Source organism: Leifsonia poae, assembly GCF_050632865.1.
In the GTDB taxonomy this organism is placed as follows: Bacteria; Actinomycetota; Actinomycetes; order Actinomycetales; family Microbacteriaceae; genus Leifsonia; species Leifsonia poae_B.
This window is the reverse complement of record NZ_JBODSA010000002.1, coordinates 482,287-501,956: the sequence shown is the minus strand read 5'-3', so window position 1 is coordinate 501,956 and position 19,670 is coordinate 482,287. Positions and strand designations below refer to the sequence as shown.

Genomic DNA, 19,670 nt, shown 5'->3' with positions numbered 1-19,670 from the left:
CATGGCTATTCGTAATTACAAGCCCACGACCCCCGGTCGTCGCGGCTCCTCGGTCGCCGACTTCGCCGAGATCACCCGCTCGACGCCGGAGAAGTCCCTTCTCCGTCCGCTGTCGAAGACCGGTGGCCGCAACAACCAGGGCCGCATCACGACACGTCACATCGGTGGTGGCCACAAGCGCCAGTACCGCGTGATCGACTTCCGTCGCAACGACAAGGACGGCGTCGACGCCAAGGTCGCGCACATCGAGTACGACCCGAACCGCACCGCGCGCATCGCGCTGCTGCACTTCGTGGACGGCACCAAGCGCTACATCCTGGCGCCGGCCGGCCTCAAGCAGGGCGACATCGTCGAGTCGGGCGCCGGCTCGGACATCAAGCCGGGCAACAACCTGCCGCTGCGCAACATCCCGACCGGTACCGTCGTGCACGCGATCGAGCTGAAGCCGGGCGGCGGCGCCAAGATGGCCCGCTCCGCCGGAGCCTCGGTCCGTCTCGTCGCGAAGGACGGCCCCTACGCCCAGCTGCGCCTCCCCTCGGGCGAGGTCCGCAACGTCGACGCACGCTGCCGCGCCACGATCGGCGAGGTCGGCAACGCCGAGCAGTCGAACATCAACTGGGGCAAGGCCGGCCGCATGCGCTGGAAGGGCGTCCGCCCGACCGTCCGCGGTGTCGCGATGAACCCGATCGACCACCCGCACGGTGGTGGTGAGGGCAAGACCTCCGGTGGTCGCCACCCGGTCAGCCCGTGGGGTCAGAAGGAAGGCCGTACGCGCCACCCCAACAAGGAAAGCGACAAGCTCATCGTCCGCCGCCGTAACGCCGGCAAGAAGCGCAAGTAGGAGTTCGAGAAGATGCCACGCAGTCTCAAGAAGGGCCCCTTCGTCGACGAGCACCTGTTTCGCAAGGTGGTCGCCGCGAACGAGGCCAACAGCAAGAACGTGATCAAGACCTGGTCGCGCCGCTCGATGATCGTCCCGGCCATGCTGGGTCACACCATCGCGGTGCACGACGGTCGCAAGCACATCCCGGTGTTCGTCACCGAGACCATGGTCGGTCACAAGCTCGGCGAGTTCGCGCCGACGCGCACCTTCCGTGGACACGTGAAGGACGACAAGAAGGGTCGTCGCCGCTAACGCGGTGACGTAAGGAGGAGAGAAATGGTGGAGTCGATCGCACGCGTGCGACACATCCGCGTCACCCCCATGAAGGCCCGCCGCGTCGTCAACATGATCCGCGGCAAGCAGGCCCAGGAGGCCCTGGCCATCCTGAAGTTCGCGCCGCAGAGCGCGAGCGAGCCGGTGTACAAGCTCGTCGCCTCGGCCATCGCCAACGCGCGAGTCAAGGCCGACCAGAGCAACACCTACCTGGACGAGCAGGACCTCTACGTGAGCCGCGCCTTCGTGGACGAGGGCACCACCCTCAAGCGGTTCCAGCCGCGAGCACAGGGTCGGGCCTTCCGCATCAACAAGCGCACCAGCCACATCACGATCGTCCTCGCGACGCCGGATGAGGTCGAGGACGCCAAGGCTACGAAGAAGGCGAGCAAGTAATGGGCCAGAAAGTCAACCCGTACGGCTTCCGTCTGGGCATCACCACCGACCACGTGTCGCGTTGGTTCTCGGACAGCACCAAGCCGGGTCAGCGTTACAGCGACTACCTCGCCGAGGACGTCAAGATCCGCCGTCTGCTGCAGACGTCGCTCGACCGTGCGGGCGTGTCCCGCATCGAGATCGAGCGCACCCGTGACCGCGTCCGCGTCGACATCCACACCGCCCGCCCGGGCATCGTGATCGGTCGTCGCGGCGCCGAGGCCGAGCGCATCCGCGCCGACCTCGAGAAGCTCACCGGCAAGCAGATCCAGCTGAACATCCTCGAGGTGAAGAACCCCGAGGCCGACGCCCAGCTCGTCGCGCAGGGCATCGCCGAGCAGCTTTCCGCCCGTGTGGCCTTCCGCCGCGCGATGCGCAAGGGTCTGCAGGGCGCGCAGCGCGCCGGCGCCAAGGGTGTCCGCATCCAGGTGTCCGGCCGTCTCGGCGGCGCCGAGATGTCCCGCTCCGAGTTCTACCGCGAGGGTCGTGTGCCGCTGCACACGCTCCGCGCCAACATCGACTACGGCTTCTACGAGGCCAAGACCACCTTCGGTCGCATCGGTGTGAAGGTGTGGATCTACAAGGGCGACATCACGAACAAGGAACTCGCTCGCGAGCAGGCCAACCAGAAGCCGTCGCGCGAGCGCAACGACCGTGACCGTCCGCGTCGCGGCGGCCGGGGCAACGCCCCCGCCACCGAGTCGGCGCCGGCCGCGGCAGGAGTTGAGGCATAACCATGTTGATCCCACGCAGAGTCAAGCACCGCAAGCAGCACCACCCCGGCCGTAGCGGCCAGGCGACCGGTGGCACGAAGGTCTCCTTCGGCGAGTTCGGCATCCAGGCCCTGACCCCCGCTTATGTGACCAACCGTCAGATCGAGTCCGCTCGTATCGCCATGACGCGTCACATCAAGCGTGGCGGCAAGGTGTGGATCAACATCTACCCCGACCGTCCGCTCACCAAGAAGCCGGCCGAGACCCGCATGGGTTCCGGTAAGGGTTCGCCCGAGTGGTGGGTCGCGAACGTCAAGCCGGGTCGCGTCCTCTTCGAGGTCTCGGGAGTCTCCGAGGAACTCGCTCGCGAGGCCATGACCCGTGCAATCCACAAGCTGCCCCTCAAGGCACGCATCATCAAGCGCGAGGAGGGCGACGCATAATGGCGATCGGTTCCAAGGAGCTTGCCTCGAGCGAGCTCGACACCTTCGAAGACGAGCGTCTCGTCGACGAGCTGAAGAAGGCCAAGGAAGAGCTGTTCAACCTGCGCTTCCAGTCGGCCACCGGCCAGCTCGAGAGCCACGGCCGCCTGCGCGCCGTGAAGCGCGACATCGCTCGCATCTACACCGTGATCCGTGAGCGCGAGCTCGGGATCCGGGCGACCCCGGCTCCGGCCGAGGCCGCGCCCAAGGCTGAGAAGAAGTCCCGTGCCAAGAAGGCGGCCCCGGCCGCCGAGGCTGAGGACACCACGAATGAGGAGGCCAAGTAATGGCTGAGACCACCAAGGCCGCGGCCGCGGAGTCGACGGCCGACGAGGCCATCGTCCGCGGATACCGCAAGGCCCGCCGCGGCTACGTCGTCAGCGACAAGATGGACAAGACCATCGTCGTCGAGGTCGAGGACCGCGTGAAGCACCCCTGTACGGCAAGGTCATCCGCCGCACCTCCAAGGTGAAGGCGCACGATGAGAACAACACCGCCGGCATCGGCGACCTCGTTCTCATCAACGAGACCCGACCCCTCAGCGCCAGCAAGCGGTGGCGTCTGGTGGAGATTCTGGAGAAGGCCAAGTGATCCAGCAGGAATCCCGACTCAAGGTCGCCGACAACACCGGCGCCAAGGAGCTCCTCGCGATCCGTGTGCTCGGCGGCTCCAGCCGTCGCTACGCCGGCCTCGGCGACGTCATCGTCGCCACGGTCAAGGACGCGATCCCGGGTGGGAACGTCAAGAAGGGCGACGTCGTCAAGGCGGTCGTGGTGCGTGTTCGCAAGAACACCCGCCGTCCGGACGGCTCCTACATCAAGTTCGACGAGAACGCCGCGGTCATCCTGAAGAACGACGGTGACCCCCGCGGTACCCGCATCTTCGGACCGGTCGGCCGCGAGCTCCGCGACAAGAAGTTCATGAAGATCATCTCGCTCGCACCGGAGGTGCTGTAACCCATGGCGAACATCAAGAAGGGCGACCTGGTCCAGGTCATCTCGGGCCGCACGCAGGCCCGCGGTGGTGACCGTGGCAAGCAGGGCAAGGTCATCGAGGTTCTCGTCGAGCAGAACCGCGTGATCGTCGAGGGCGTCAACTTCGTCACCAAGCACGTGCGCGTCGGCCAGACGCAGCGTGGCACGAAGACCGGCGGCATCGAGACCCACGAGGCCCCGATCCACGTCTCGAACGTGGCCCTGGTCGACCCCGAGACCAAGAAGCCGACCCGCGTCGGCTTCCGCGAAGAGAGCGTCACGAAGGACGGCGTCACCAAGACGGTCCGCGTTCGCTACGCCAAGAAGTCTGGTAAGGACCTGTAATGACCGACACTGCAGTGGAGTCTGGCAAAATCCAGCCCCGCCTCAAGCAGAAGTACAAGAACGAGATCTCCAAGCAGCTCCAGGGAGACTTCGGCTTCACCAACGTGCACCAGGTGCCCGGTCTGGTGAAGATCGTCGTCAACATGGGTGTCGGCGAGGCGGCTCGTGACGGCAAGGTGATCGACGGCGCGGTCAACGACCTCACCCTGATCACCGGCCAGAAGCCGCAGGTCACGAAGGCCCGCAAGTCCATCGCGCAGTTCAAGCTGCGCGAGGGCCAGCCGATCGGTGCGCACGTCACGCTGCGCGGCGACCGGATGTGGGAGTTCCTCGACCGCCTGCTCTCGCTCGCTCTGCCCCGTATCCGCGACTTCCGCGGACTCTCGGACAAGCAGTTCGACGGGAACGGCAACTACACGTTCGGTCTCACGGAGCAGTCGATGTTCCACGAGATCAACCAGGACCGCATCGACCGCGTCCGCGGTATGGACATCACTGTGGTGACCACCGCCAAGAACGACGACGAGGGCCGCGCGCTGCTCAAGCAGCTCGGCTTCCCGTTCCGTTCCAACGACGCGGCCAACTAAGGCCCACCCGCGGGCCGGCCGCCTTGGCCGGCCCGCTTCCACCACAGGTCGTCAGTCGTGTAACGGCTGAACGAAACCTGGTGATCCGTAAGGAAAAACCGAAATGACCATGACAGATCCGGTCGCAGACATGCTGACCAGACTGCGCAACGCGAACTCGGCTCACCACGACACCGTGTCGATGCCGCACTCGAAGCTCAAGGCCCACATCGCCGAGATCCTCACCAACGAGGGCTACATCGCCGGCTGGGACGTCACCGACGCCCGCGTCGGCAAGACGCTGACCCTGAACCTCAAGTTCGGTCCGAACCGCGAGCGTTCCATCGCCGGTATCAAGCGCGTGTCCAAGCCCGGCCTTCGCGTCTACGCGAAGTCCACGGAGCTCCCCAAGGTGCTCGGCGGGCTCGGTGTCGCCATCCTGTCCACCTCCTCCGGTCTGCTCACGGACCGCCAGGCTGAGAAGAAGGGCGTGGGTGGGGAAGTCCTCGCCTACGTGTGGTAAGCCGCCATGTCGCGTATTGGAAGACTGCCCATCGACGTCCCCGCCGGGGTCGATGTGAAGATCGACGGCCAGGCCGTCACCGTCAAGGGCCCGAAGGGTGAGCTGAGCCTCACCGTCGCGAACCCGATCGAGGTCAAGCTCGAGGAGAACCAGGTCCTCGTCACCCGTCCGGATGACGAGCGCGCGTCGCGTTCGCTCCACGGCCTGACCCGCACGCTCATCAACAACCAGATCATCGGCGTCACCGAGGGCTACTCCAAGGGCCTGGAGATCGTCGGCACCGGTTACCGCGTCGTGCAGAAGGGTGCGGCCGTCGAGTTCGCGCTCGGCTTCTCGCACCCGGTGACCGTCGAGCCGCCGGCCGGGATCACGTTCACGGTCGAGGGCAACAACCGCCTCACCGTGGCCGGGATCGACAAGCAGGCCGTCGGCGAGGTCGCCGCGAACATCCGCAAGATCCGCAAGCCCGAGCCGTACAAGGGCAAGGGTGTGCGTTACGCCGGCGAGGTCGTTCGTCGCAAGGCCGGAAAGGCTGGTAAGTAATCATGGCTCTGGGTACCAGAGGAAAGAGCAAGGCGGCCGCTCGCGACCGCCGTCACACCCGCCTTCGCAAGAAGATCGAGGGCACCGCGGTCCGTCCGCGCCTGGTCGTCACCCGTTCGGCCCGCCACGTCTTCGTGCAGGTCGTCGACGACGCTCAGGGTCACACCCTGGCCTCCGCCTCGACCATGGAGGCGGACCTCCGCACCTTCGACGGTGACAAGACCGCCAAGGCCCGCAAGGTCGGCGAGCTCGTGGCCGAGCGCGCGAAGAGCGCCGGTGTCGAGGCCGTCGTGTTCGACCGCGGAGGCAGCAAGTACGCCGGCCGCGTCGCCGCTGTCGCCGAGGGCGCTCGAGAGGGCGGACTGAACCTGTGAGCGACGAGAACAACAAGGAGCAGACCGTGGCCGATCAGGTAACGGACAGCGCGCAGCCGGTCGAGACCGCTGCGTCCACCGACAACAACACCACCAGCCGTGGTGAGCGCGAGCCCCGCCGTGGCGGTCGCGACCGCAACCAGGGCCGTGGTGACCGCGGCAGCCGCGACGCCGACAAGAGCCAGTTCCTGGAGCGCGTCGTCACCATCAACCGCGTCTCCAAGGTCGTGAAGGGTGGTCGTCGCTTCAGCTTCACCGCTCTCGTGGTCGTCGGCGACGGCAACGGTCTGGTGGGCGTCGGCTACGGCAAGGCCCGCGAGGTGCCGCTGGCGATCTCGAAGGGCGTCGAGGAGGCGAAGAAGAACTTCTTCCGCGTCCCGCGCGTCGGCAACACCATCCCGCACCCGGTGCAGGGTGAGGCCGCCGCCGGTGTGGTCCTCCTGCGTCCGGCCGCCGCCGGTACCGGTGTTATCGCCGGTGGTCCGGTCCGCGCCGTGCTCGAGTGCGCCGGCATCCACGACGTCCTGAGCAAGTCGCTCGGTTCGTCCAACACGATCAACATCGTGCACGCGACCGTCGAGGCGCTGCAGCAGCTCGAGGAGCCTCGTGCCGTCGCTGCCCGCCGTGGTCTCGACTACGACCAGGTGGCTCCGGCTCGCCTGCTGCGTGCCGAGGCTGAGGCGGCAGAGGCCGCCGCGACCGCGAAGGCAGGTGCCTGATGGCTGCGCGTCTGAAAATCACGCAGATCAAGTCCAAAGTGAGCGAGAAGCAGAACCAGCGCGACACCCTGCGCAGCCTGGGTCTGAAGCGCATCGGTGACGTCGTCGTCCGCGAGGACAACCCGCAGAACCGCGGGTACGTCAACACCGTCGCTCACCTGGTGAAGGTTGAGGAGATCGACTAATGGCTGACGAGAAGGCCACCACCGAGGCCGCCGAGACGGCGACCCCGAAGAAGGCGCCCGCCAAGAAGGCTCCGGCCAAGGCCGCCGCCGACAAGCCGGCAGCCGAGAAGAAGGCGCCCGCCAAGAAGGCTCCGGCCAAGGCTGCCGACAAGGCCGCCGCCGCCGACAAGGCCGACGACACCGTCGCGGCCAAGCCGGCGAAGAAGGCTGCTGCCAAGAAGGACGTCGCGGAGCCCCGCGAGCAGGTCCTGAAGGTTCACCACCTGCGCCCCGCCGCCGGTGCCAAGAAGGACCGGACCCGCGTCGGACGCGGTGAGGGCTCGAAGGGCAAGACGGCCGGCCGCGGTACCAAGGGAACCAAGGCGCGCTACCAGGTGCGTCCGGGCTTCCAGGGCGGACAGCTTCCGCTGCACATGCGTGCGCCGAAGCTGCGCGGGTTCAAGAACCCGTTCCGCGTCGAGTACCAGGTCGTGAACCTGGAGAAGCTCGCCGAGCTGTACCCGTCCGGCGGTGACGTCACCGTCGCCGACCTCGTCCTCAAGGGCGCCGTTCGCAAGAACGAAAAGGTCAAGGTTCTCGGCAACGGGGACATTGCGGTTAAGCTGAACGTTGCGGTCGACAAGGTCTCCGGCTCTGCTGAGCAGAAGATCGTCGCCGCTGGTGGTTCCGTCAAGTAGCCATCCGTACAGCAGTCGAGTCGGGTGGTCGGGAAACCGGCCACCCGACTGACTCTTAGGAAAGCAGGACGCAGGTTTGTTTAGCGCCGTTGCGCGGATCTTCCGCACCCCGGACCTTCGGAAGAAGATCCTCTTCACCCTGGCGATCATCGCCCTGTTCCGGCTGGGGTCGTTCATCCCCGCGCCGTTCGTCGACTTCGGCAACGTCCAGACGTGTCTGAACGCCAATCAGGACACCTCGGGTCTCTACTCGCTGGTCAACCTGTTCTCCGGCGGCGCCCTGCTCAAGCTCTCGATCTTCGCGCTCGGCATCATGCCGTACATCACCGCGTCGATCATCGTGCAGCTGTTGCGCGTGGTCATCCCGCGCTTCGAGACCCTGTACAAAGAGGGTCAGGCCGGTCAGGCCAAGCTCACGCAGTACACGCGTTACCTCACGATCGCGCTGGGCGTCCTCCAGTCGACGACCCTCATCACCGTCGCCCGCAGCGGCGCGCTGTTCGGCACCACCGCCGTCTCGCAGTGCACGCAGCTCATCACGGACGACTCCTGGTACGCGATCATGCTCATGGTGATCACCATGACCGCCGGTACGGGCCTCATCATGTGGATGGGCGAGCTCGTCACCGAGCGCGGCATCGGCAACGGCATGTCGCTCCTCATCTTCACCTCGATCGCCGCGCAGTTCCCGTCCTCACTGTGGGCGGTCGGCCAGTCGCAGGGCATCGAGATCCTGCTGGTCGTGATCGCGATCGGACTGCTCATCGTCATGGGCGTCGTCTTCGTCGAGCAGTCGCAGCGGCGCATCCCCGTGCAGTATGCGAAGCGGATGGTCGGGCGGCGCACCTACGGCGGCAACAACACGTACATTCCGATCAAGGTCAACATGGCCGGCGTCGTGCCCGTCATCTTCGCCTCGTCGCTGCTGTACCTGCCTGCCCTGATCGCGCAGTTCAACCAGCCGGCCGCGGGCAAGGCCCCGGCGCCGTGGGTCACCTGGATCACGAACTACCTCACCAAGGGCGACCACCCGCTCTACATGCTCCTGTACTTCCTCCTGATCGTGGGCTTCACGTACTTCTACGTCGCCATCACCTTCAACCCGGAGGAGGTCGCGGACAACATGAAGAAGTACGGCGGATTCATCCCCGGTATCCGCGCGGGCCGCCCGACGGCGGAGTACCTGGACTACGTGCTCACCCGCGTCACGCTGCCCGGCTCGTTCTACCTCGGCATCATCGCGCTGATACCGCTGGTCGCCTTCGCGCTGATCGGCGCGAGCCAGAACTTCATGTTCGGCGGCACGTCCATCCTGATCATCGTCGGTGTCGGGCTGGAGACGGTCAAGCAGATCGACTCCCAGCTCCAGCAGCGGCATTACGAAGGGCTTCTGCGTTGACCCGAATGCTGATCGTCGGTCCCCCGGAGCGGGCAAGGGCACTCAGGCCTCCCGCATCACCACCACCTACGGGATCCCCGACATCTCCACGGGCGACATCTTCCGGGCCAACATCAAGAACGAGACCGAGCTCGGCAAGCAGGTCAAGGCCATCGTGGATGCGGGCGACTACGTTCCCGACAGCCTCACGAACCAGCTGGTCGCGGACCGGCTGCGCGAGGACGATGCCGCGAACGGCTTCCTGCTCGACGGCTACCCGCGCACGCTCGCGCAGGTCGAATACCTCGACCAGCTCCTGGCCGGCGACGGGCAGAAGCTCGACGCGGTCATCCAGCTGACGGCCGACCAGGACGAGATCGTCCAGCGCCTCACCAAGCGTGCGCAGGAGCAGGGGCGCGCCGACGACTCGGAGGAGGCGATCCGCCACCGCCAGGAGGTGTACGTCCGCGAGACGTCGCCGCTGATCGACGTGTACCGCGAGCGCGGCCTGCTCGTCCCGGTCGACGGCCTGGGCGGCATGGACGAGGTCGCCGACCGCATCACGGCGGCACTCAGCGAGCGCGGCATCCACCCGGTCGCGAGCGCGTCCACCGGCGAGTCCGTGGCCTGACGGCCCCTCTCGATGAAGTTCAAGAGGTCCATCTACAAGACGCCCGCCCAGCTGCGCGAGATGGTCGCGCCGGGACGGGCGACGGCGGCGTCGCTCGACGCCGTGGCGGCGGCGGTGGCGCCGGGCATCACGACGCTCGAACTCGACGCCCTCGCCGAGCGGGCGATCGTCGACGCCGGCGGTGCGTCGAACTTCAAGCTGGAGCCGGGTTACCACCACACGATCTGCGCGTCCGTGAACGACGAAGTCGTGCACGGCATCCCGGGCGGCCGTGTGCTGGAGCCGGGTGACATCCTCTCGGTCGACAGCGGCGCCATCCTCGGCGGCTGGAACGGGGACGCGGCGCGCACGTTCGTGCTGCCCGATCCGGCGCATCCCGAGCGGGTTGAGCAGCGGCAGCGCCTCTCCGACGTGACCGAGCGGTCGCTCTGGCGCGGCATCGCGACGCTGGCACAGGCCCGCTACCTCAACGAGGTCGGGGAGGCCATCGAGGACTACATCCTCTCGGAGGGCGACTACGGCATCCTGACCGACTACATCGGGCACGGCATCGGCCGGCGGATGCACGAGGAGCCGCCGGTGTTCAACTACCGTGTGCGGGCCAAGGGCCCGGAGGTGCGCCCCGGCCTGGTCGTGGCCATCGAGCCGATGGTGGTGCTGGGCGACCAGGAGACCTACGTGAAGGACGACGGCTGGACCGTCGCGACCGAGGACGGCTCGGCCGCCGCGCACTGGGAGCACAGTGTCGCCGTGCACGAGAACGGCATCTGGGTGCTCACCGCGGCGGATGGCGGAGCGGCCGGTCTGGCGCCGTTCGGCGTGACGCCGACGCCCATTCCGTGACCCGGGCGCAGATGATACACGCCGATTGGCGGAATCGCGCCTTTTCCCATAAGATAGATCCTTGGTGTCTTAGGCGCGTTCCGACGTGCCTTCCGCCAGTCAACGCACGACCAGCAAACCACTACTTTTAGCGACAGTGAGGCTATGGCCAAAAAAGACGGTGTCATCGAGATCGAAGGATCCGTGATCGAAGCTCTGCCCAACGCGATGTTCCGCGTCGAGCTGACGAACGGTCACAAGGTTCTTGCCCACATCTCCGGCAAGATGCGTCAGCACTACATCCGCATCCTCCCCGAGGACCGCGTGATCGTGGAGCTGAGCCCCTACGATCTGACCCGCGGCCGGATCGTCTACCGCTACAAGTAAAGGTCTGCTGTAAGTAACGGCCACGCCCACGGGTTGCCCCGGGCGAGGTACGAGGACAGCGAACAAAGGTAAATCACAATGAAGGTCAATCCCTCCGTCAAGCGGATCTGCGACAAGTGCAAGGTCATCCGTCGTAACGGCCGGGTAATGGTCATCTGCGAGAACCCGCGCCACAAGCAGCGCCAGGGCTGATCGCAGCGCTCATAACCGAATAACGAAACAGGCGGTCCCAGATCCCTGCTCCGGAAACGGACCAGGAGGACACCCTCGGAGGAGGCCGGGGCACCGGGATCGCTGCAGACCTCCACTCACCACAGGAGCCACCGAACATGGCACGTCTAGCAGGCGTCGACATCCCGCGCGAGAAGCGCGTGGAGGTCGCACTCACCTACATCTACGGAGTCGGCCGCACCCGCGCCCTCCAGACTCTGCGCGAGACCGAGATCTCGGGCGACATCCGCGTCAAGGACCTGACCGACGACCAGCTCGTCGCTCTCCGCGACTACATCGAGGGCAACTTCAAGGTCGAGGGTGACCTCCGCCGTGAGGTCGCCGCCGACATCCGCCGCAAGGTCGAGATCGGCAGCTACGAGGGTATTCGCCACCGCAAGGGCCTGCCGGTCCGCGGCCAGCGCACCAAGACGAACGCGCGCACCCGCAAGGGACCGAAGCGCACGGTCGCCGGCAAGAAGAAGGCACGCTAAGGCCCGCGGCCCCACGCTCTTAGGATTCAGGAGAAGAAATGGCAGCACCCAAGTCGGCCGCTCGTAAGCCGCGCAAGAAGGAAAAGAAGAACATCGCTGTGGGCCAGGCCCACATCAAGAGCACGTTCAACAACACGATCGTCTCGATCACCGACACCACCGGTGCCGTGATCAGCTGGGCCTCGTCCGGCGGCGTCGGGTTCAAGGGCTCCCGTAAGTCGACCCCGTTCGCGGCACAGCTCGCGGCCGAGTCGGCTGCGCGTCAGGCGCAGGAGCACGGCATGAAGAAGGTCGACGTCTTCGTCAAGGGCCCGGGTTCGGGTCGCGAGACCGCGATCCGCTCGCTCCAGGCCGCCGGCCTCGAGGTGGGCTCGATCAACGACGTCACCCCGCAGGCGCACAACGGCTGCCGCCCGCCGAAGCGTCGCCGCGTCTAAGCAGTTCTCTTCAGTCCGCCGCAGGCGGCGACTCGATCGGGTCGCCGCCTGACGGCGTGACACCCCCACCTCAGTAGAAGCAAGTGTCATATAGCGGACACTTAGCCGAAAGGAATCAATAGTGCTCATCGCACAGCGTCCTACCCTCACCGAAGAGAACATCTCCGAGTTCCGCTCGCGGTTCGTCATCGAGCCGCTGGAGCCGGGCTTCGGCTACACCCTCGGCAACTCCCTTCGTCGCACCCTCCTCTCCTCCATCCCCGGCGCCGCGGTCACCAGCATCCGCATCGACGGCGTGCTGCACGAGTTCAGCACCGTGCCGGGCGTGAAGGAGGACGTGACCGAGATCATCCTGAACATCAAGGGTCTGGTGGTCTCGAGCGAGCACGACGAGCCGATCACCGCGTACCTCCGCAAGACCGGCGCCGGTCAGGTGACCGCCGCCGACATCTCGGCTCCGGCCGGTGTGGAGATCCACAACCCCGAGCTGGTCATCGCGACCCTCAACGACAAGGCGAAGTTCGAGGTCGAGCTGACCATCGAGCGCGGCCGTGGCTACGTGTCGGCCCAGCAGAACCGCAACGAGTACAGCGAGGCGGGCCAGATTCCGATCGACTCGATCTACTCGCCGGTCCTCAAGGTCACCTACCGCGTCGAGGCCACCCGTGCCGGCGAGCGCACCGACTTCGACCGCCTCGTGGTCGACGTCGAGACCAAGCCGGCCATCAGCCCGCGCGACGCGATCGCGTCGGCCGGCCGCACCCTGGTCGAGCTGTTCGGTCTGGCCCGCGAGCTCAACAGCGCGGCCGAGGGCATCGAGATCGGCCCCGCGCCGGTCGACCAGGTGCTCAGCTCCGAGCTGTCGATGCCGATCGAGGACCTCGACCTGTCGGTCCGCTCGTACAACTGCCTCAAGCGCGAGGGCATCAACACCGTCAGCGAGCTCGTCTCGCTGTCGGAGACGCAGCTCATGAACATCCGCAACTTCGGTCAGAAGTCGGTGGATGAGGTCAAGGACAAGCTGACGGAGATGGGCCTGTCGCTGAAGGACTCGGTTCCCGGGTTCGACGGCGCCCACTTCTACAGCGGGTACGACGAGGACGAGTCCACCACCATCTGAGGCCCGTCGTCCGACTGCAACCCTCAGACCTTTTCAACACTGGAGATAACCGATCATGCCTAAGCCCACCAAGGGCCCCCGCCTCGGGGGCGGTCCGGCGCACGAGCGCCTGCTGCTCGCCAACCTGGCCGCTGCGCTCTTCACGCACAAGAGCATCAAGACCACCGAGACCAAGGCCAAGCGCCTCCGTCCGGTGGCCGAGCGCCTGATCACGTTCGCGAAGCGCGGCGACCTGCACGCGCGCCGTCGCGTGCTGTCCGTGATCCAGGACAAGACCGTCGTGCACGAGCTCTTCACCGAGATCGCGCCGCTGGTCGCCGAGCGTGAGGGCGGCTACACCCGCATCACCAAGCTCGGCTTCCGCAAGGGCGACAACGCGCCGATGGCGCAGATCGAGCTCGTCCTCGAGCCGGTCAGCCCGAAGGTGAAGTCGTCGAAGTCGACCAAGGCCGCTGAGCCCAAGGCCGCGCCGGTCGAGGAGCCGGCCGCCGAGGAGACCGCTGCTGAGGAGACCCCGGCCGAGGAGACCTCGACCGAGACCGCCGCTGCCGAGGCCGAGGTCGCGGAGGACGCGACCGCCGACGCCGACGTCGCCGGTGAGACCGACGCCGAGACCGAGGCCGAGAAGGCGTAACCCCTTCCGCTGCACGTCTGAAGGCCCCGCATCCACGGATGCGGGGCCTTCGTCGTGTGCGGCCCGTAAGGTGAGAGGCATGACCGACGACACTCTGCCGCCGCTCCGGGAGCGCGTGAGCGCCCCTCCGTCGCACCGTCCGCAGCATCCCGAGATCGCCGAGTGGCGTCCGGCGACGATGGGCGACGTGGACGCGGTGCACGCGGTCTTCCACGCCATCGACACCGAGGATCACCCCAACTACCTGACGAATCGCGAGCAGGTCGAGGAGGAGCTGGGCTACAGCTTCATCGACCTGGAGCGGGACTCGCTGCTGGCCGTCACCGCCGACGGCCGTGTTGCGGCGGTCGGGATCGTCATGGAGCCGCCGCGGCAGGAGACGCTGGTGCGCGAGTTCATGAACGGCGGCGTCCATCCGGAGTTCCGCGGCCGCGGTATCGGCCGTGAACTGCTCGCCTGGCAGCGGGCGCGCGGCGAGCAGAAGCTGGCGGCGTCGGAGAAGCGCCTGCCGGGCTGGCTGGTCGGCTACGCCGACGTCCGCGCGCCGGGACGTCAGCGGCTTCTCGAGGCGGGCGGGTTCGAGGTGGTGCGGTACTTCCAGACGATGGAGCGCGACCTCGCCGAGCCCATCCCGGAGGTGTCGGCGGTCGGCGTCGTCCGCATCGAGCCATACCGGGCCGAGCTGTCGGCGGCCGTGCACGCGGCGAGGGATGACGCGTTCCGCGACCACTGGGGCAGCCAGCCGCTGTCGGACGAACAGTTCGCGGGGCTCACATCCGGCACCTTCGACGCGTCGCTGTCGTTCGTGGCGATGGTCGACGACGTCGTCGCGGGGGTGCTGCTGACCGACGTGGCGGAGGAGGACTGGGCCGGCCAGGGCTTCACGGGCTCGTATGTCTCGACGGTGGCCGTCACGCGTCCGTATCGCGGGCGGCGGATCGCGCCGACGCTGCTGCGCGCGGTGCTCGAGGCGTCGAAGGCGCGGGGCCTCGAGAAGGTGGTGCTCGACGTCGACGCCGAGAACCCGACCGGCGCGCTCGGTCTCTATACCGGGATGGGCTTCGTCACCTCGCAGCAGGAGTTGGGGCTGGTCCGTGCCTACTGATCCGTCGGCCGCCACGCGGTACCGGCTCGACATCGCCTACCAGGGCACCGACTTCAACGGTTGGGGCCGCCAGCCCGGGCTGCGGACCGTGCAGGGCACCCTCGAGGACGCGCTCGCCACGATCTTCCGCCGCGCCGGCGATCCGCCGCTGCTGACGGTGGCAGGCCGTACCGACGCGGGGGTGCACGCGACGGGTCAGGTCGCGCATGTCGACCTCACTGCGGACCAGGAGGCGGTGCTGCGGAAGCCGCACGGCAAGCGTCCTCCACTCTCGGCGGAGGAGGCGCTGGGTCGCCGTCTCAACGGCATCCTCGGCCCGGTGTCGGACGTGGTCGTGCTGGCGGCATCCGTCGCACCCGCGGGGTTCGATGCGCGTTTCTCGGCGCTGTGGCGGCGCTACGAGTACCGGGTGGCGGACCGCGCCTCCCTGCGTGACCCGCTGCAGCGCCACCGCACGGCGTGGGTGTCCTCCGATCTCGATGCGAGCGCGATGGACATGGCGTCGCACGGGCTGCTCGGGCTCCACGACTTCGCCAGCTACTGCAAGGCACGCGAGGGTGCGACGACCATCCGCACCCTGCAGGCGTTCGCCTGGCGCCGCGACCCCGACGGCGTTCTCGTGGCCGACCTCACAGCGGACGCGTTCTGTCACAGCATGGTGCGCGCGCTGGTGGGCGCGTGCGTAGAGGTGGGGGAGGGGAAGCTCGCGCCGCAGGATCTGGTGGCGCTGCGCGATGAGCGGCAGCGCACCAGCGCCTTCAAGGTGATGCCGGCACGCGGACTCACCCTGCTGGAAGTCGGTTACCCCGAGGGAGCGGAGCTCGCGCTGCGGGCCGAGCGGACGCGGGCGCTGCGGGAGCTGTAGTCAACGCAGCGTCTGGGTCCCGATCACGGAAAGCAGGCGCAGTTTCTCCGCGGATTCGCTCCCAGGAATCGCCGTGTAGACCAGCAGCGAATGCGCGTGGCCAGGGTCCACGAGCTGCTGGCAGTGCAGCTCCAGCTCGCCGACCTCCGGATGCATGAAGTGCTTGACCTCCTTGGGTCGGAGGCCTACCTCGTGCGCCGCCCAGAGCGTCCGGAACTCCGCGCTGCGTTCCGAGAGGTAGTCGGCCAGCGCGGCGGCCCGGGACTCCGGACCGCGAGCCGTCGCGATCTCGCGCAGGCCCGAGGCGAACATCCGGCTGAGGAAGTCGTGCTCGCTGGGTGCGTAGAGCCGGCGGGATGCCGGGTCGGTGAACCAGCGCACCCCAAGGCTGCGCTCCGGACCGCGGAGGGACGCGGTGTCTCCCGTGAGCGCCACGCCCATCCTGCTCTGGCGCAGGGTCTCGCCCAACTCGGTCACGATCTCGGCCGGGGTGTCGTCGAGGCGATCGAGCACGCGCAGCAGGCCCGGGCTCACATGCTCGCTCTCCACGCCCTGCGCGGGCGGGGTGTGGCCCGCGAGCCGGAATAGGTGGTCGCGCTCGGCGTGCGAGAGGTGCAGGCCCTGGGCGATCGAGGCCAGCATCTGCTCGGACGGTTGGGGTCCGCGCTCGCGCTCCAGCCGCGAGTAGTAGTCGACGGACATGTGCGCCAGCGCGGCCACCTCCTCGCGCCGCAGCCCGGACGTCCGCCGCCGGGCGCCGCGGGGCAGTCCCACATCCTTCGGCTGAAGCAGTTCACGCCGTGTGCGGAGGAAGTCGGCGAGCCCGGTACGGTCGATCACTCTTCATGTCTACCGTTCCGCGCCCTCCGCAGCCACGGATCGTCAGGCCGTGGCTACGTCTCGGCGCACGATCCAGTGTTGATCGCGAGAGAAGGAGCACACCATGGCACGGACCATCGACATCGACATCCCCGACCTGAGCGTCCGGAGGGCCATCGTCACCGGAGCGAGCGACGGCATGGGCGCCGTCATCGCCGAGCGGCTGGCGCGAGCGCGCGCCGAGGTCGTCATGCCGGTCCGGGACCGTGCCAAAGGCGAACGGGCAGCGGCGCGCATCCGCTCCGCCGTCCCGGAGGCGCGCCTCGCGCTGCGCGACCTCGACCTGGCCTCCCTCGACTCGGTCGCGTCCTTCGGAGATGGGATGCGCGCCGAGGGGGCGCCCGTCCACATCCTGATCAACAACGCCGGGCTGATGACCCCGCCGGAGCGCCGGACGACGGCCGACGGATTCGAGCTGCAATGGGGCACGAACCACCTCGGTCACGTCGCCCTCGTCGGCGCCCTCTTCCCCCTGCTGCGCGAGGGACGGGCGCGCGTCACGTCGCAGGTGAGCGTGGCCGCGCGGAGCGGCGCGATCGACTGGGACGACCTCGGGAGCGAGCGGCGGTACAACGCGCAGCGGGCGTACAGCGCCTCGAAGATCGCGCTCGGCCTGTTCGGGCTGGAGCTGGATCGCCGCAGCGCGGCGGGCGACTGGGGCATCACGAGCAATCTCGCGCATCCCGGCGTCGCGCCGACCAACCTGCTCGCCGCGCAGCCCGGGTACGGACGCGCCGCGGACACGGGTGCCGTCCGGCTCATCCGCTGGATGTCGGCTCGCGGGATCCTCGTCGGGACGCCGGAGACGGCTGCGCTGCCGGCCCTGCTCGCGGCGACGTCCCCGGATGCGGTGGGCGGCCGGATGTACGGCCCGAGCGGAGCCGGACACCTGGGTGGAGTTCCGGCGGAGCAGGAGCTCTACCGCCCGCTGCGCGATGCTGCTGAGGCGGCGCGCGTGTGGGACGTGTCGGAGCGGCAGGCAGGGATCGCGCTGCCCGCAGCGCAGGCATGACGCCGGTCCCGACCGCTCAGCGCACCAGACCGTTCTCGTAGGCGAAGGCGACCAGCTGCACCCGGGTGGCAAGTTTGAGCTTGGCCAGGATGCTGCGGATGTGGGTCTTGACGGTCGCCTCCGAGATGAACGCGGTCCGGCCGATCTCCGCGTTGCCGAGGCCGCGAGCGGCGAGGAGGAAGACCTCCTTCTCGCGGACCGACAGGGGCGCAAGGGCCTCGGGTCGCCGCCGCGCGATGGCGCGAAAGAGCTCACTGGTCGACTTGTGGGCCACGACGGACGTTCCCTCGTGGACGGTCCGGATCGCCGACAGGATCAGGTCGGGGGTGGCGTCCTTGAGCAGGAAGCCCTCCGCGCCGGCTCGGAGCGCAGCCGCGACAGCGTCGTCGCGTTCGAAGGTGGTGAGGACGACGATGCGGGGGAGGGCGGAGTCGGCCGCCTCCCGGATCGCCGTCGTCGCGGCGATGCCGTCGAGGCGCGGCATCCGGATGTCCATGAGCATGACGTCGGGTCTCGCGTCGCGCGCGAGCGCGATCGCCGCGTCGCCGTCGGGCGCGGCTCCGGCGAACTCGAGGTCGGGCTGGGATTCGATCATCATCTGGAGCCCTGCGCAGAACAACGGCTGGTCGTCGGCCACCGCGACCCGGATCATGCGGACACCGCCGTGCGGCCGGCCGCCGGGAGGTAGGCGGTGACGAGGTAGCCGCCGGGGACGTCGTCGTCGGGGCCGGCGTCGAGCCAGCCGCCGGCGAGCCGGGCGCGCTCGCGCATGCCGACGAGTCCGCGGCCAGTCTCGCTGGGCTCCGGCGCGGGCCGGGTCGCATCGGCGGGGTGGGAGGCGACCGACAGCGAGAGCCCGTCGTCGCGCGCGTCCAGGGCGATCCGGGCGGAGGCGCCGGGACCGGCGTGCTTCAAGGCGTTGGTCAACGCCTCCTGCACGATCCGGTAGACCGCGAGCTGCTGGGCGCCGGTCAGGCCTCCCGTCGCGCCGAAGCGCTCAACGGTGACGGTGAGGCCTGAGTCGGTCAGCCGTCGCACCAGGTCGTCGAGATCGCCGAGTCCCGGATGCTCCGCGGACGTCGGTGCGCCGACCAGCGTCTCGATCAGCATCCTGACCTCGGTCAGGGACGACCGCGCGGTGTCCGCGATGGTGACGAGGGAAGGTGCGACGGCGGCCGGGCGCTCCTCCGCGAGCAGCCGGGCACCGTCCGCCTGGGCGAGGATGACGGACAGCGAGTGCGCCATGATGTCGTGCACGTCCTGGGCGATCCGCTCCCGCTCCTCCGCGATGGCGAGGTCGGTCTGCACCTCGCCGAGGCGACCGGCGGCGTCAGCTGCGGCTCGCTCGGCGCGGCGACGGCCGATCCGAGCGCTGACCGCGATACCGCCCGTCCACGCCACCGCTGCGACAAGGAGGAGCAGGAGGATGAGCGCGATGCGATTGACCAACACGGTGCCTGTGTACCCATCGTCGATCTGCCCAGGCGCCGTCGCCACGAGCGGCCAATCGGCTGTCACGGTGGACCACGAGGCCACGATGCCCGCCGTCAAGAGGGCCGAGATGGCACCGGCGGCACCGGAAAGCGCGAGCGCGCGACGGCCTGACACGACGGCCGTGGCGGCGAACAGGATGTAGGCGGAGCCCAGGTAGAACCAGATGGGGAAGAGAGTGCCCGGGAAGAAGAGCTGAGCGGCGGGGATCGCGACGATGGCGCTGAGTGCCGCTGCCGGCCACCGCCTGGCCGTCGCCATGGCGACCGACATGACGACGAGCAATGCCCACCAGGCTGCGGTCATCTTGTTCCCGCCGGGAGCGAACTGGTGCCTGCCCGCCTCGGCGACGGCGCACACGATGAAGTACGCGACACCGGCAAGCGGATCGAGCATCCGGTGGAAGCTGAGGAAGAGGCGCGTCATGCGGCCAATGTATGGGCACGGGGGTCGGACAGCACGCTGATCGGACGGCTTTCAGCCCTGGGGATGAGGGGAACCATCCCGGTTTGA

General features: G+C 68.1%; 29 protein-coding genes and 2 pseudogenes. 28 read left to right on the top strand and 3 right to left on the bottom strand.

Features of this window, described 5'->3' with window-relative positions:
- The first annotated feature begins 1 nt into the window (after position 1).
- The 27 genes and pseudogenes from rplB to truA all read left to right on the top strand — a co-directional run bounded on the left by rplB (position 2) and on the right by truA (position 15,775).
- Positions 2-841, top strand: a complete 840-nt coding sequence (rplB, locus tag ACRAWB_RS09750) for a 50S ribosomal protein L2 (protein WP_431353134.1) — start codon at positions 2-4, stop codon at positions 839-841.
- A 12-nt stretch (positions 842-853) separates the two neighbouring features.
- Positions 854-1,135, top strand: a complete 282-nt coding sequence (gene rpsS, locus ACRAWB_RS09745; RefSeq protein WP_018191964.1) for a 30S ribosomal protein S19 — start codon at positions 854-856, stop codon at positions 1,133-1,135.
- Positions 1,136-1,159: 24 nt separating this feature from the next.
- On the top strand, positions 1,160-1,552 hold the full coding sequence (gene rplV / locus ACRAWB_RS09740; RefSeq protein WP_121262457.1) for a 50S ribosomal protein L22: 393 nt from the start codon (positions 1,160-1,162) through the stop codon (positions 1,550-1,552).
- Positions 1,552-2,325, top strand: coding sequence for a 30S ribosomal protein S3 (gene rpsC, locus ACRAWB_RS09735; protein ID WP_431353133.1), 774 nt, complete (start codon positions 1,552-1,554; stop codon positions 2,323-2,325). The genes rplV and rpsC overlap by 1 nt, the downstream gene beginning before the upstream one ends.
- 2 nt (positions 2,326-2,327) lie before the next feature.
- Positions 2,328-2,747, top strand: a complete 420-nt coding sequence (gene rplP, locus ACRAWB_RS09730) for a 50S ribosomal protein L16 (RefSeq protein ID WP_055894786.1) — start codon at positions 2,328-2,330, stop codon at positions 2,745-2,747.
- Entirely contained in the window at positions 2,747-3,073 is a 327-nt protein-coding gene (rpmC, locus tag ACRAWB_RS09725; protein WP_064109778.1) for a 50S ribosomal protein L29, read from the top strand. Before rplP ends, rpmC begins: the two co-directional genes overlap by 1 nt.
- Positions 3,073-3,377 (top strand): annotated as a pseudogene (gene rpsQ / locus ACRAWB_RS09720) (30S ribosomal protein S17). The gene rpmC and the pseudogene rpsQ overlap by 1 nt, the downstream one beginning before the upstream one ends.
- Positions 3,374-3,742, top strand: a complete 369-nt coding sequence (gene rplN / locus ACRAWB_RS09715; RefSeq protein ID WP_018191958.1) for a 50S ribosomal protein L14 — start codon at positions 3,374-3,376, stop codon at positions 3,740-3,742. Before rpsQ ends, rplN begins: the two are co-directional and overlap by 4 nt.
- A gap of 3 nt (positions 3,743-3,745) precedes the next feature.
- Positions 3,746-4,105, top strand: coding sequence for a 50S ribosomal protein L24 (gene rplX / locus ACRAWB_RS09710; protein WP_064109776.1), 360 nt, complete (start codon positions 3,746-3,748; stop codon positions 4,103-4,105).
- Entirely contained in the window at positions 4,105-4,692 is a 588-nt protein-coding gene (gene rplE / locus ACRAWB_RS09705; protein ID WP_431353132.1) for a 50S ribosomal protein L5, read from the top strand. Before rplX ends, rplE begins: the two co-directional genes overlap by 1 nt.
- Positions 4,693-4,795: 103 nt before the next feature.
- Positions 4,796-5,194, top strand: a complete 399-nt coding sequence (rpsH, locus tag ACRAWB_RS09700; RefSeq protein WP_064109774.1) for a 30S ribosomal protein S8 — start codon at positions 4,796-4,798, stop codon at positions 5,192-5,194.
- Positions 5,195-5,200: 6 nt separating this feature from the next.
- Complete coding sequence (gene rplF / locus ACRAWB_RS09695; RefSeq protein ID WP_431353131.1) at positions 5,201-5,737, top strand: 50S ribosomal protein L6; 537 nt, start codon at positions 5,201-5,203, stop codon at positions 5,735-5,737.
- Between the two features lie 2 nt (positions 5,738-5,739).
- Entirely contained in the window at positions 5,740-6,111 is a 372-nt protein-coding gene (gene rplR, locus ACRAWB_RS09690) for a 50S ribosomal protein L18 (protein ID WP_121262451.1), read from the top strand.
- Entirely contained in the window at positions 6,108-6,830 is a 723-nt protein-coding gene (rpsE, locus tag ACRAWB_RS09685) for a 30S ribosomal protein S5 (protein WP_115697818.1), read from the top strand. The genes rplR and rpsE overlap by 4 nt, the downstream gene beginning before the upstream one ends.
- Complete coding sequence (gene rpmD / locus ACRAWB_RS09680; protein WP_064109770.1) at positions 6,830-7,015, top strand: 50S ribosomal protein L30; 186 nt, start codon at positions 6,830-6,832, stop codon at positions 7,013-7,015. The genes rpsE and rpmD overlap by 1 nt, the downstream gene beginning before the upstream one ends.
- Positions 7,015-7,692 (top strand): 50S ribosomal protein L15, encoded by a 678-nt coding sequence (gene rplO, locus ACRAWB_RS09675; protein ID WP_064109769.1) that lies wholly within the window; start codon positions 7,015-7,017, stop codon positions 7,690-7,692. The genes rpmD and rplO overlap by 1 nt, the downstream gene beginning before the upstream one ends.
- Positions 7,693-7,768: 76 nt before the next feature.
- Positions 7,769-9,091: a preprotein translocase subunit SecY gene (gene secY / locus ACRAWB_RS09670; RefSeq protein WP_064109768.1), complete on the top strand. Its 1,323-nt coding sequence runs from the start codon at positions 7,769-7,771 to the stop codon at positions 9,089-9,091.
- A pseudogene (locus tag ACRAWB_RS09665) lies at positions 9,088-9,701 on the top strand (adenylate kinase). The gene secY and the pseudogene ACRAWB_RS09665 overlap by 4 nt, the downstream one beginning before the upstream one ends.
- 12 nt (positions 9,702-9,713) lie before the next feature.
- Positions 9,714-10,544: a type I methionyl aminopeptidase gene (gene map / locus ACRAWB_RS09660; RefSeq protein ID WP_431353130.1), complete on the top strand. Its 831-nt coding sequence runs from the start codon at positions 9,714-9,716 to the stop codon at positions 10,542-10,544.
- 144 nt (positions 10,545-10,688) lie between these two features.
- A complete protein-coding gene (infA, locus tag ACRAWB_RS09655) occupies positions 10,689-10,910 on the top strand; it encodes a translation initiation factor IF-1 (RefSeq protein WP_011186713.1) in 222 nt (73 codons plus the stop codon).
- Positions 10,911-10,988: 78 nt separating this feature from the next.
- Positions 10,989-11,102 (top strand): 50S ribosomal protein L36, encoded by a 114-nt coding sequence (gene rpmJ, locus ACRAWB_RS09650; RefSeq protein ID WP_018191946.1) that lies wholly within the window; start codon positions 10,989-10,991, stop codon positions 11,100-11,102.
- A gap of 137 nt (positions 11,103-11,239) precedes the next feature.
- Entirely contained in the window at positions 11,240-11,614 is a 375-nt protein-coding gene (gene rpsM / locus ACRAWB_RS09645; protein WP_055914002.1) for a 30S ribosomal protein S13, read from the top strand.
- Positions 11,615-11,652: 38 nt separating this feature from the next.
- Positions 11,653-12,051 carry a 30S ribosomal protein S11 gene (gene rpsK, locus ACRAWB_RS09640; protein ID WP_018191944.1) on the top strand — a complete coding sequence of 133 codons (399 nt, stop codon included), beginning with the start codon at positions 11,653-11,655 and terminating at the stop codon, positions 12,049-12,051.
- A 121-nt stretch (positions 12,052-12,172) separates the two neighbouring features.
- On the top strand, positions 12,173-13,171 hold the full coding sequence (locus ACRAWB_RS09635) for a DNA-directed RNA polymerase subunit alpha (protein ID WP_041767718.1): 999 nt from the start codon (positions 12,173-12,175) through the stop codon (positions 13,169-13,171).
- Between the two features lie 55 nt (positions 13,172-13,226).
- Complete coding sequence (gene rplQ / locus ACRAWB_RS09630) at positions 13,227-13,805, top strand: 50S ribosomal protein L17 (protein WP_431353129.1); 579 nt, start codon at positions 13,227-13,229, stop codon at positions 13,803-13,805.
- 79 nt (positions 13,806-13,884) lie between these two features.
- Positions 13,885-14,910 (top strand): GNAT family N-acetyltransferase, encoded by a 1,026-nt coding sequence (locus ACRAWB_RS09625; protein WP_431353128.1) that lies wholly within the window; start codon positions 13,885-13,887, stop codon positions 14,908-14,910.
- Complete coding sequence (gene truA, locus ACRAWB_RS09620; protein WP_431353127.1) at positions 14,900-15,775, top strand: tRNA pseudouridine(38-40) synthase TruA; 876 nt, start codon at positions 14,900-14,902, stop codon at positions 15,773-15,775. Before ACRAWB_RS09625 ends, truA begins: the two co-directional genes overlap by 11 nt.
- Here truA and ACRAWB_RS09615 read toward each other — a convergent pair whose 3' ends face one another.
- The gene (locus ACRAWB_RS09615) at positions 15,776-16,615 is read right to left on the bottom strand and encodes a helix-turn-helix transcriptional regulator (RefSeq protein WP_431353126.1); all 840 of its coding nucleotides are present in this window, start codon (positions 16,613-16,615) and stop codon (positions 15,776-15,778) included.
- Between the two features lie 103 nt (positions 16,616-16,718).
- Between ACRAWB_RS09615 and ACRAWB_RS09610 the strand changes: the two genes are divergently transcribed.
- Positions 16,719-17,666, top strand: coding sequence for an SDR family oxidoreductase (locus tag ACRAWB_RS09610; RefSeq protein WP_431353125.1), 948 nt, complete (start codon positions 16,719-16,721; stop codon positions 17,664-17,666).
- Between the two features lie 16 nt (positions 17,667-17,682).
- Here the strand turns inward: ACRAWB_RS09610 and ACRAWB_RS09605 are convergent, their stop codons facing one another.
- A complete protein-coding gene (locus tag ACRAWB_RS09605; RefSeq protein ID WP_431353124.1) occupies positions 17,683-18,318 on the bottom strand; it encodes a response regulator in 636 nt (211 codons plus the stop codon).
- Complete coding sequence (locus ACRAWB_RS09600) at positions 18,315-19,583, bottom strand: sensor histidine kinase (protein ID WP_431353123.1); 1,269 nt, start codon at positions 19,581-19,583, stop codon at positions 18,315-18,317. The genes ACRAWB_RS09605 and ACRAWB_RS09600 overlap by 4 nt, the downstream gene beginning before the upstream one ends.
- Positions 19,584-19,670 lie beyond the last annotated feature (87 nt).

Coding starts and splice junctions, on each gene's coding strand:
- rplB (WP_431353134.1), top strand. CDS start 2: ATGGCTATTCGTAATTACAAGCCCACGACCCCCGGTCGTCGCGGCTCC.
- rpsS (WP_018191964.1), top strand. CDS start 854: ATGCCACGCAGTCTCAAGAAGGGCCCCTTCGTCGACGAGCACCTGTTT.
- rplV (WP_121262457.1), top strand. CDS start 1,160: ATGGTGGAGTCGATCGCACGCGTGCGACACATCCGCGTCACCCCCATG.
- rpsC (WP_431353133.1), top strand. CDS start 1,552: ATGGGCCAGAAAGTCAACCCGTACGGCTTCCGTCTGGGCATCACCACC.
- rplP (WP_055894786.1), top strand. CDS start 2,328: ATGTTGATCCCACGCAGAGTCAAGCACCGCAAGCAGCACCACCCCGGC.
- rpmC (WP_064109778.1), top strand. CDS start 2,747: ATGGCGATCGGTTCCAAGGAGCTTGCCTCGAGCGAGCTCGACACCTTC.
- rplX (WP_064109776.1), top strand. CDS start 3,746: ATGGCGAACATCAAGAAGGGCGACCTGGTCCAGGTCATCTCGGGCCGC.
- rplE (WP_431353132.1), top strand. CDS start 4,105: ATGACCGACACTGCAGTGGAGTCTGGCAAAATCCAGCCCCGCCTCAAG.
- rpsH (WP_064109774.1), top strand. CDS start 4,796: ATGACCATGACAGATCCGGTCGCAGACATGCTGACCAGACTGCGCAAC.
- rplF (WP_431353131.1), top strand. CDS start 5,201: ATGTCGCGTATTGGAAGACTGCCCATCGACGTCCCCGCCGGGGTCGAT.
- rplR (WP_121262451.1), top strand. CDS start 5,740: ATGGCTCTGGGTACCAGAGGAAAGAGCAAGGCGGCCGCTCGCGACCGC.
- rpmD (WP_064109770.1), top strand. CDS start 6,830: ATGGCTGCGCGTCTGAAAATCACGCAGATCAAGTCCAAAGTGAGCGAG.
- rplO (WP_064109769.1), top strand. CDS start 7,015: ATGGCTGACGAGAAGGCCACCACCGAGGCCGCCGAGACGGCGACCCCG.
- map (WP_431353130.1), top strand. CDS start 9,714: ATGAAGTTCAAGAGGTCCATCTACAAGACGCCCGCCCAGCTGCGCGAG.
- infA (WP_011186713.1), top strand. CDS start 10,689: ATGGCCAAAAAAGACGGTGTCATCGAGATCGAAGGATCCGTGATCGAA.
- rpmJ (WP_018191946.1), top strand. CDS start 10,989: ATGAAGGTCAATCCCTCCGTCAAGCGGATCTGCGACAAGTGCAAGGTC.
- rpsM (WP_055914002.1), top strand. CDS start 11,240: ATGGCACGTCTAGCAGGCGTCGACATCCCGCGCGAGAAGCGCGTGGAG.
- rpsK (WP_018191944.1), top strand. CDS start 11,653: ATGGCAGCACCCAAGTCGGCCGCTCGTAAGCCGCGCAAGAAGGAAAAG.
- rplQ (WP_431353129.1), top strand. CDS start 13,227: ATGCCTAAGCCCACCAAGGGCCCCCGCCTCGGGGGCGGTCCGGCGCAC.
- ACRAWB_RS09625 (WP_431353128.1), top strand. CDS start 13,885: ATGACCGACGACACTCTGCCGCCGCTCCGGGAGCGCGTGAGCGCCCCT.
- ACRAWB_RS09610 (WP_431353125.1), top strand. CDS start 16,719: ATGGCACGGACCATCGACATCGACATCCCCGACCTGAGCGTCCGGAGG.
- ACRAWB_RS09605 (WP_431353124.1), bottom strand. CDS start 18,318: ATGATCCGGGTCGCGGTGGCCGACGACCAGCCGTTGTTCTGCGCAGGG.
- ACRAWB_RS09600 (WP_431353123.1), bottom strand. CDS start 19,583: ATGACGCGCCTCTTCCTCAGCTTCCACCGGATGCTCGATCCGCTTGCC.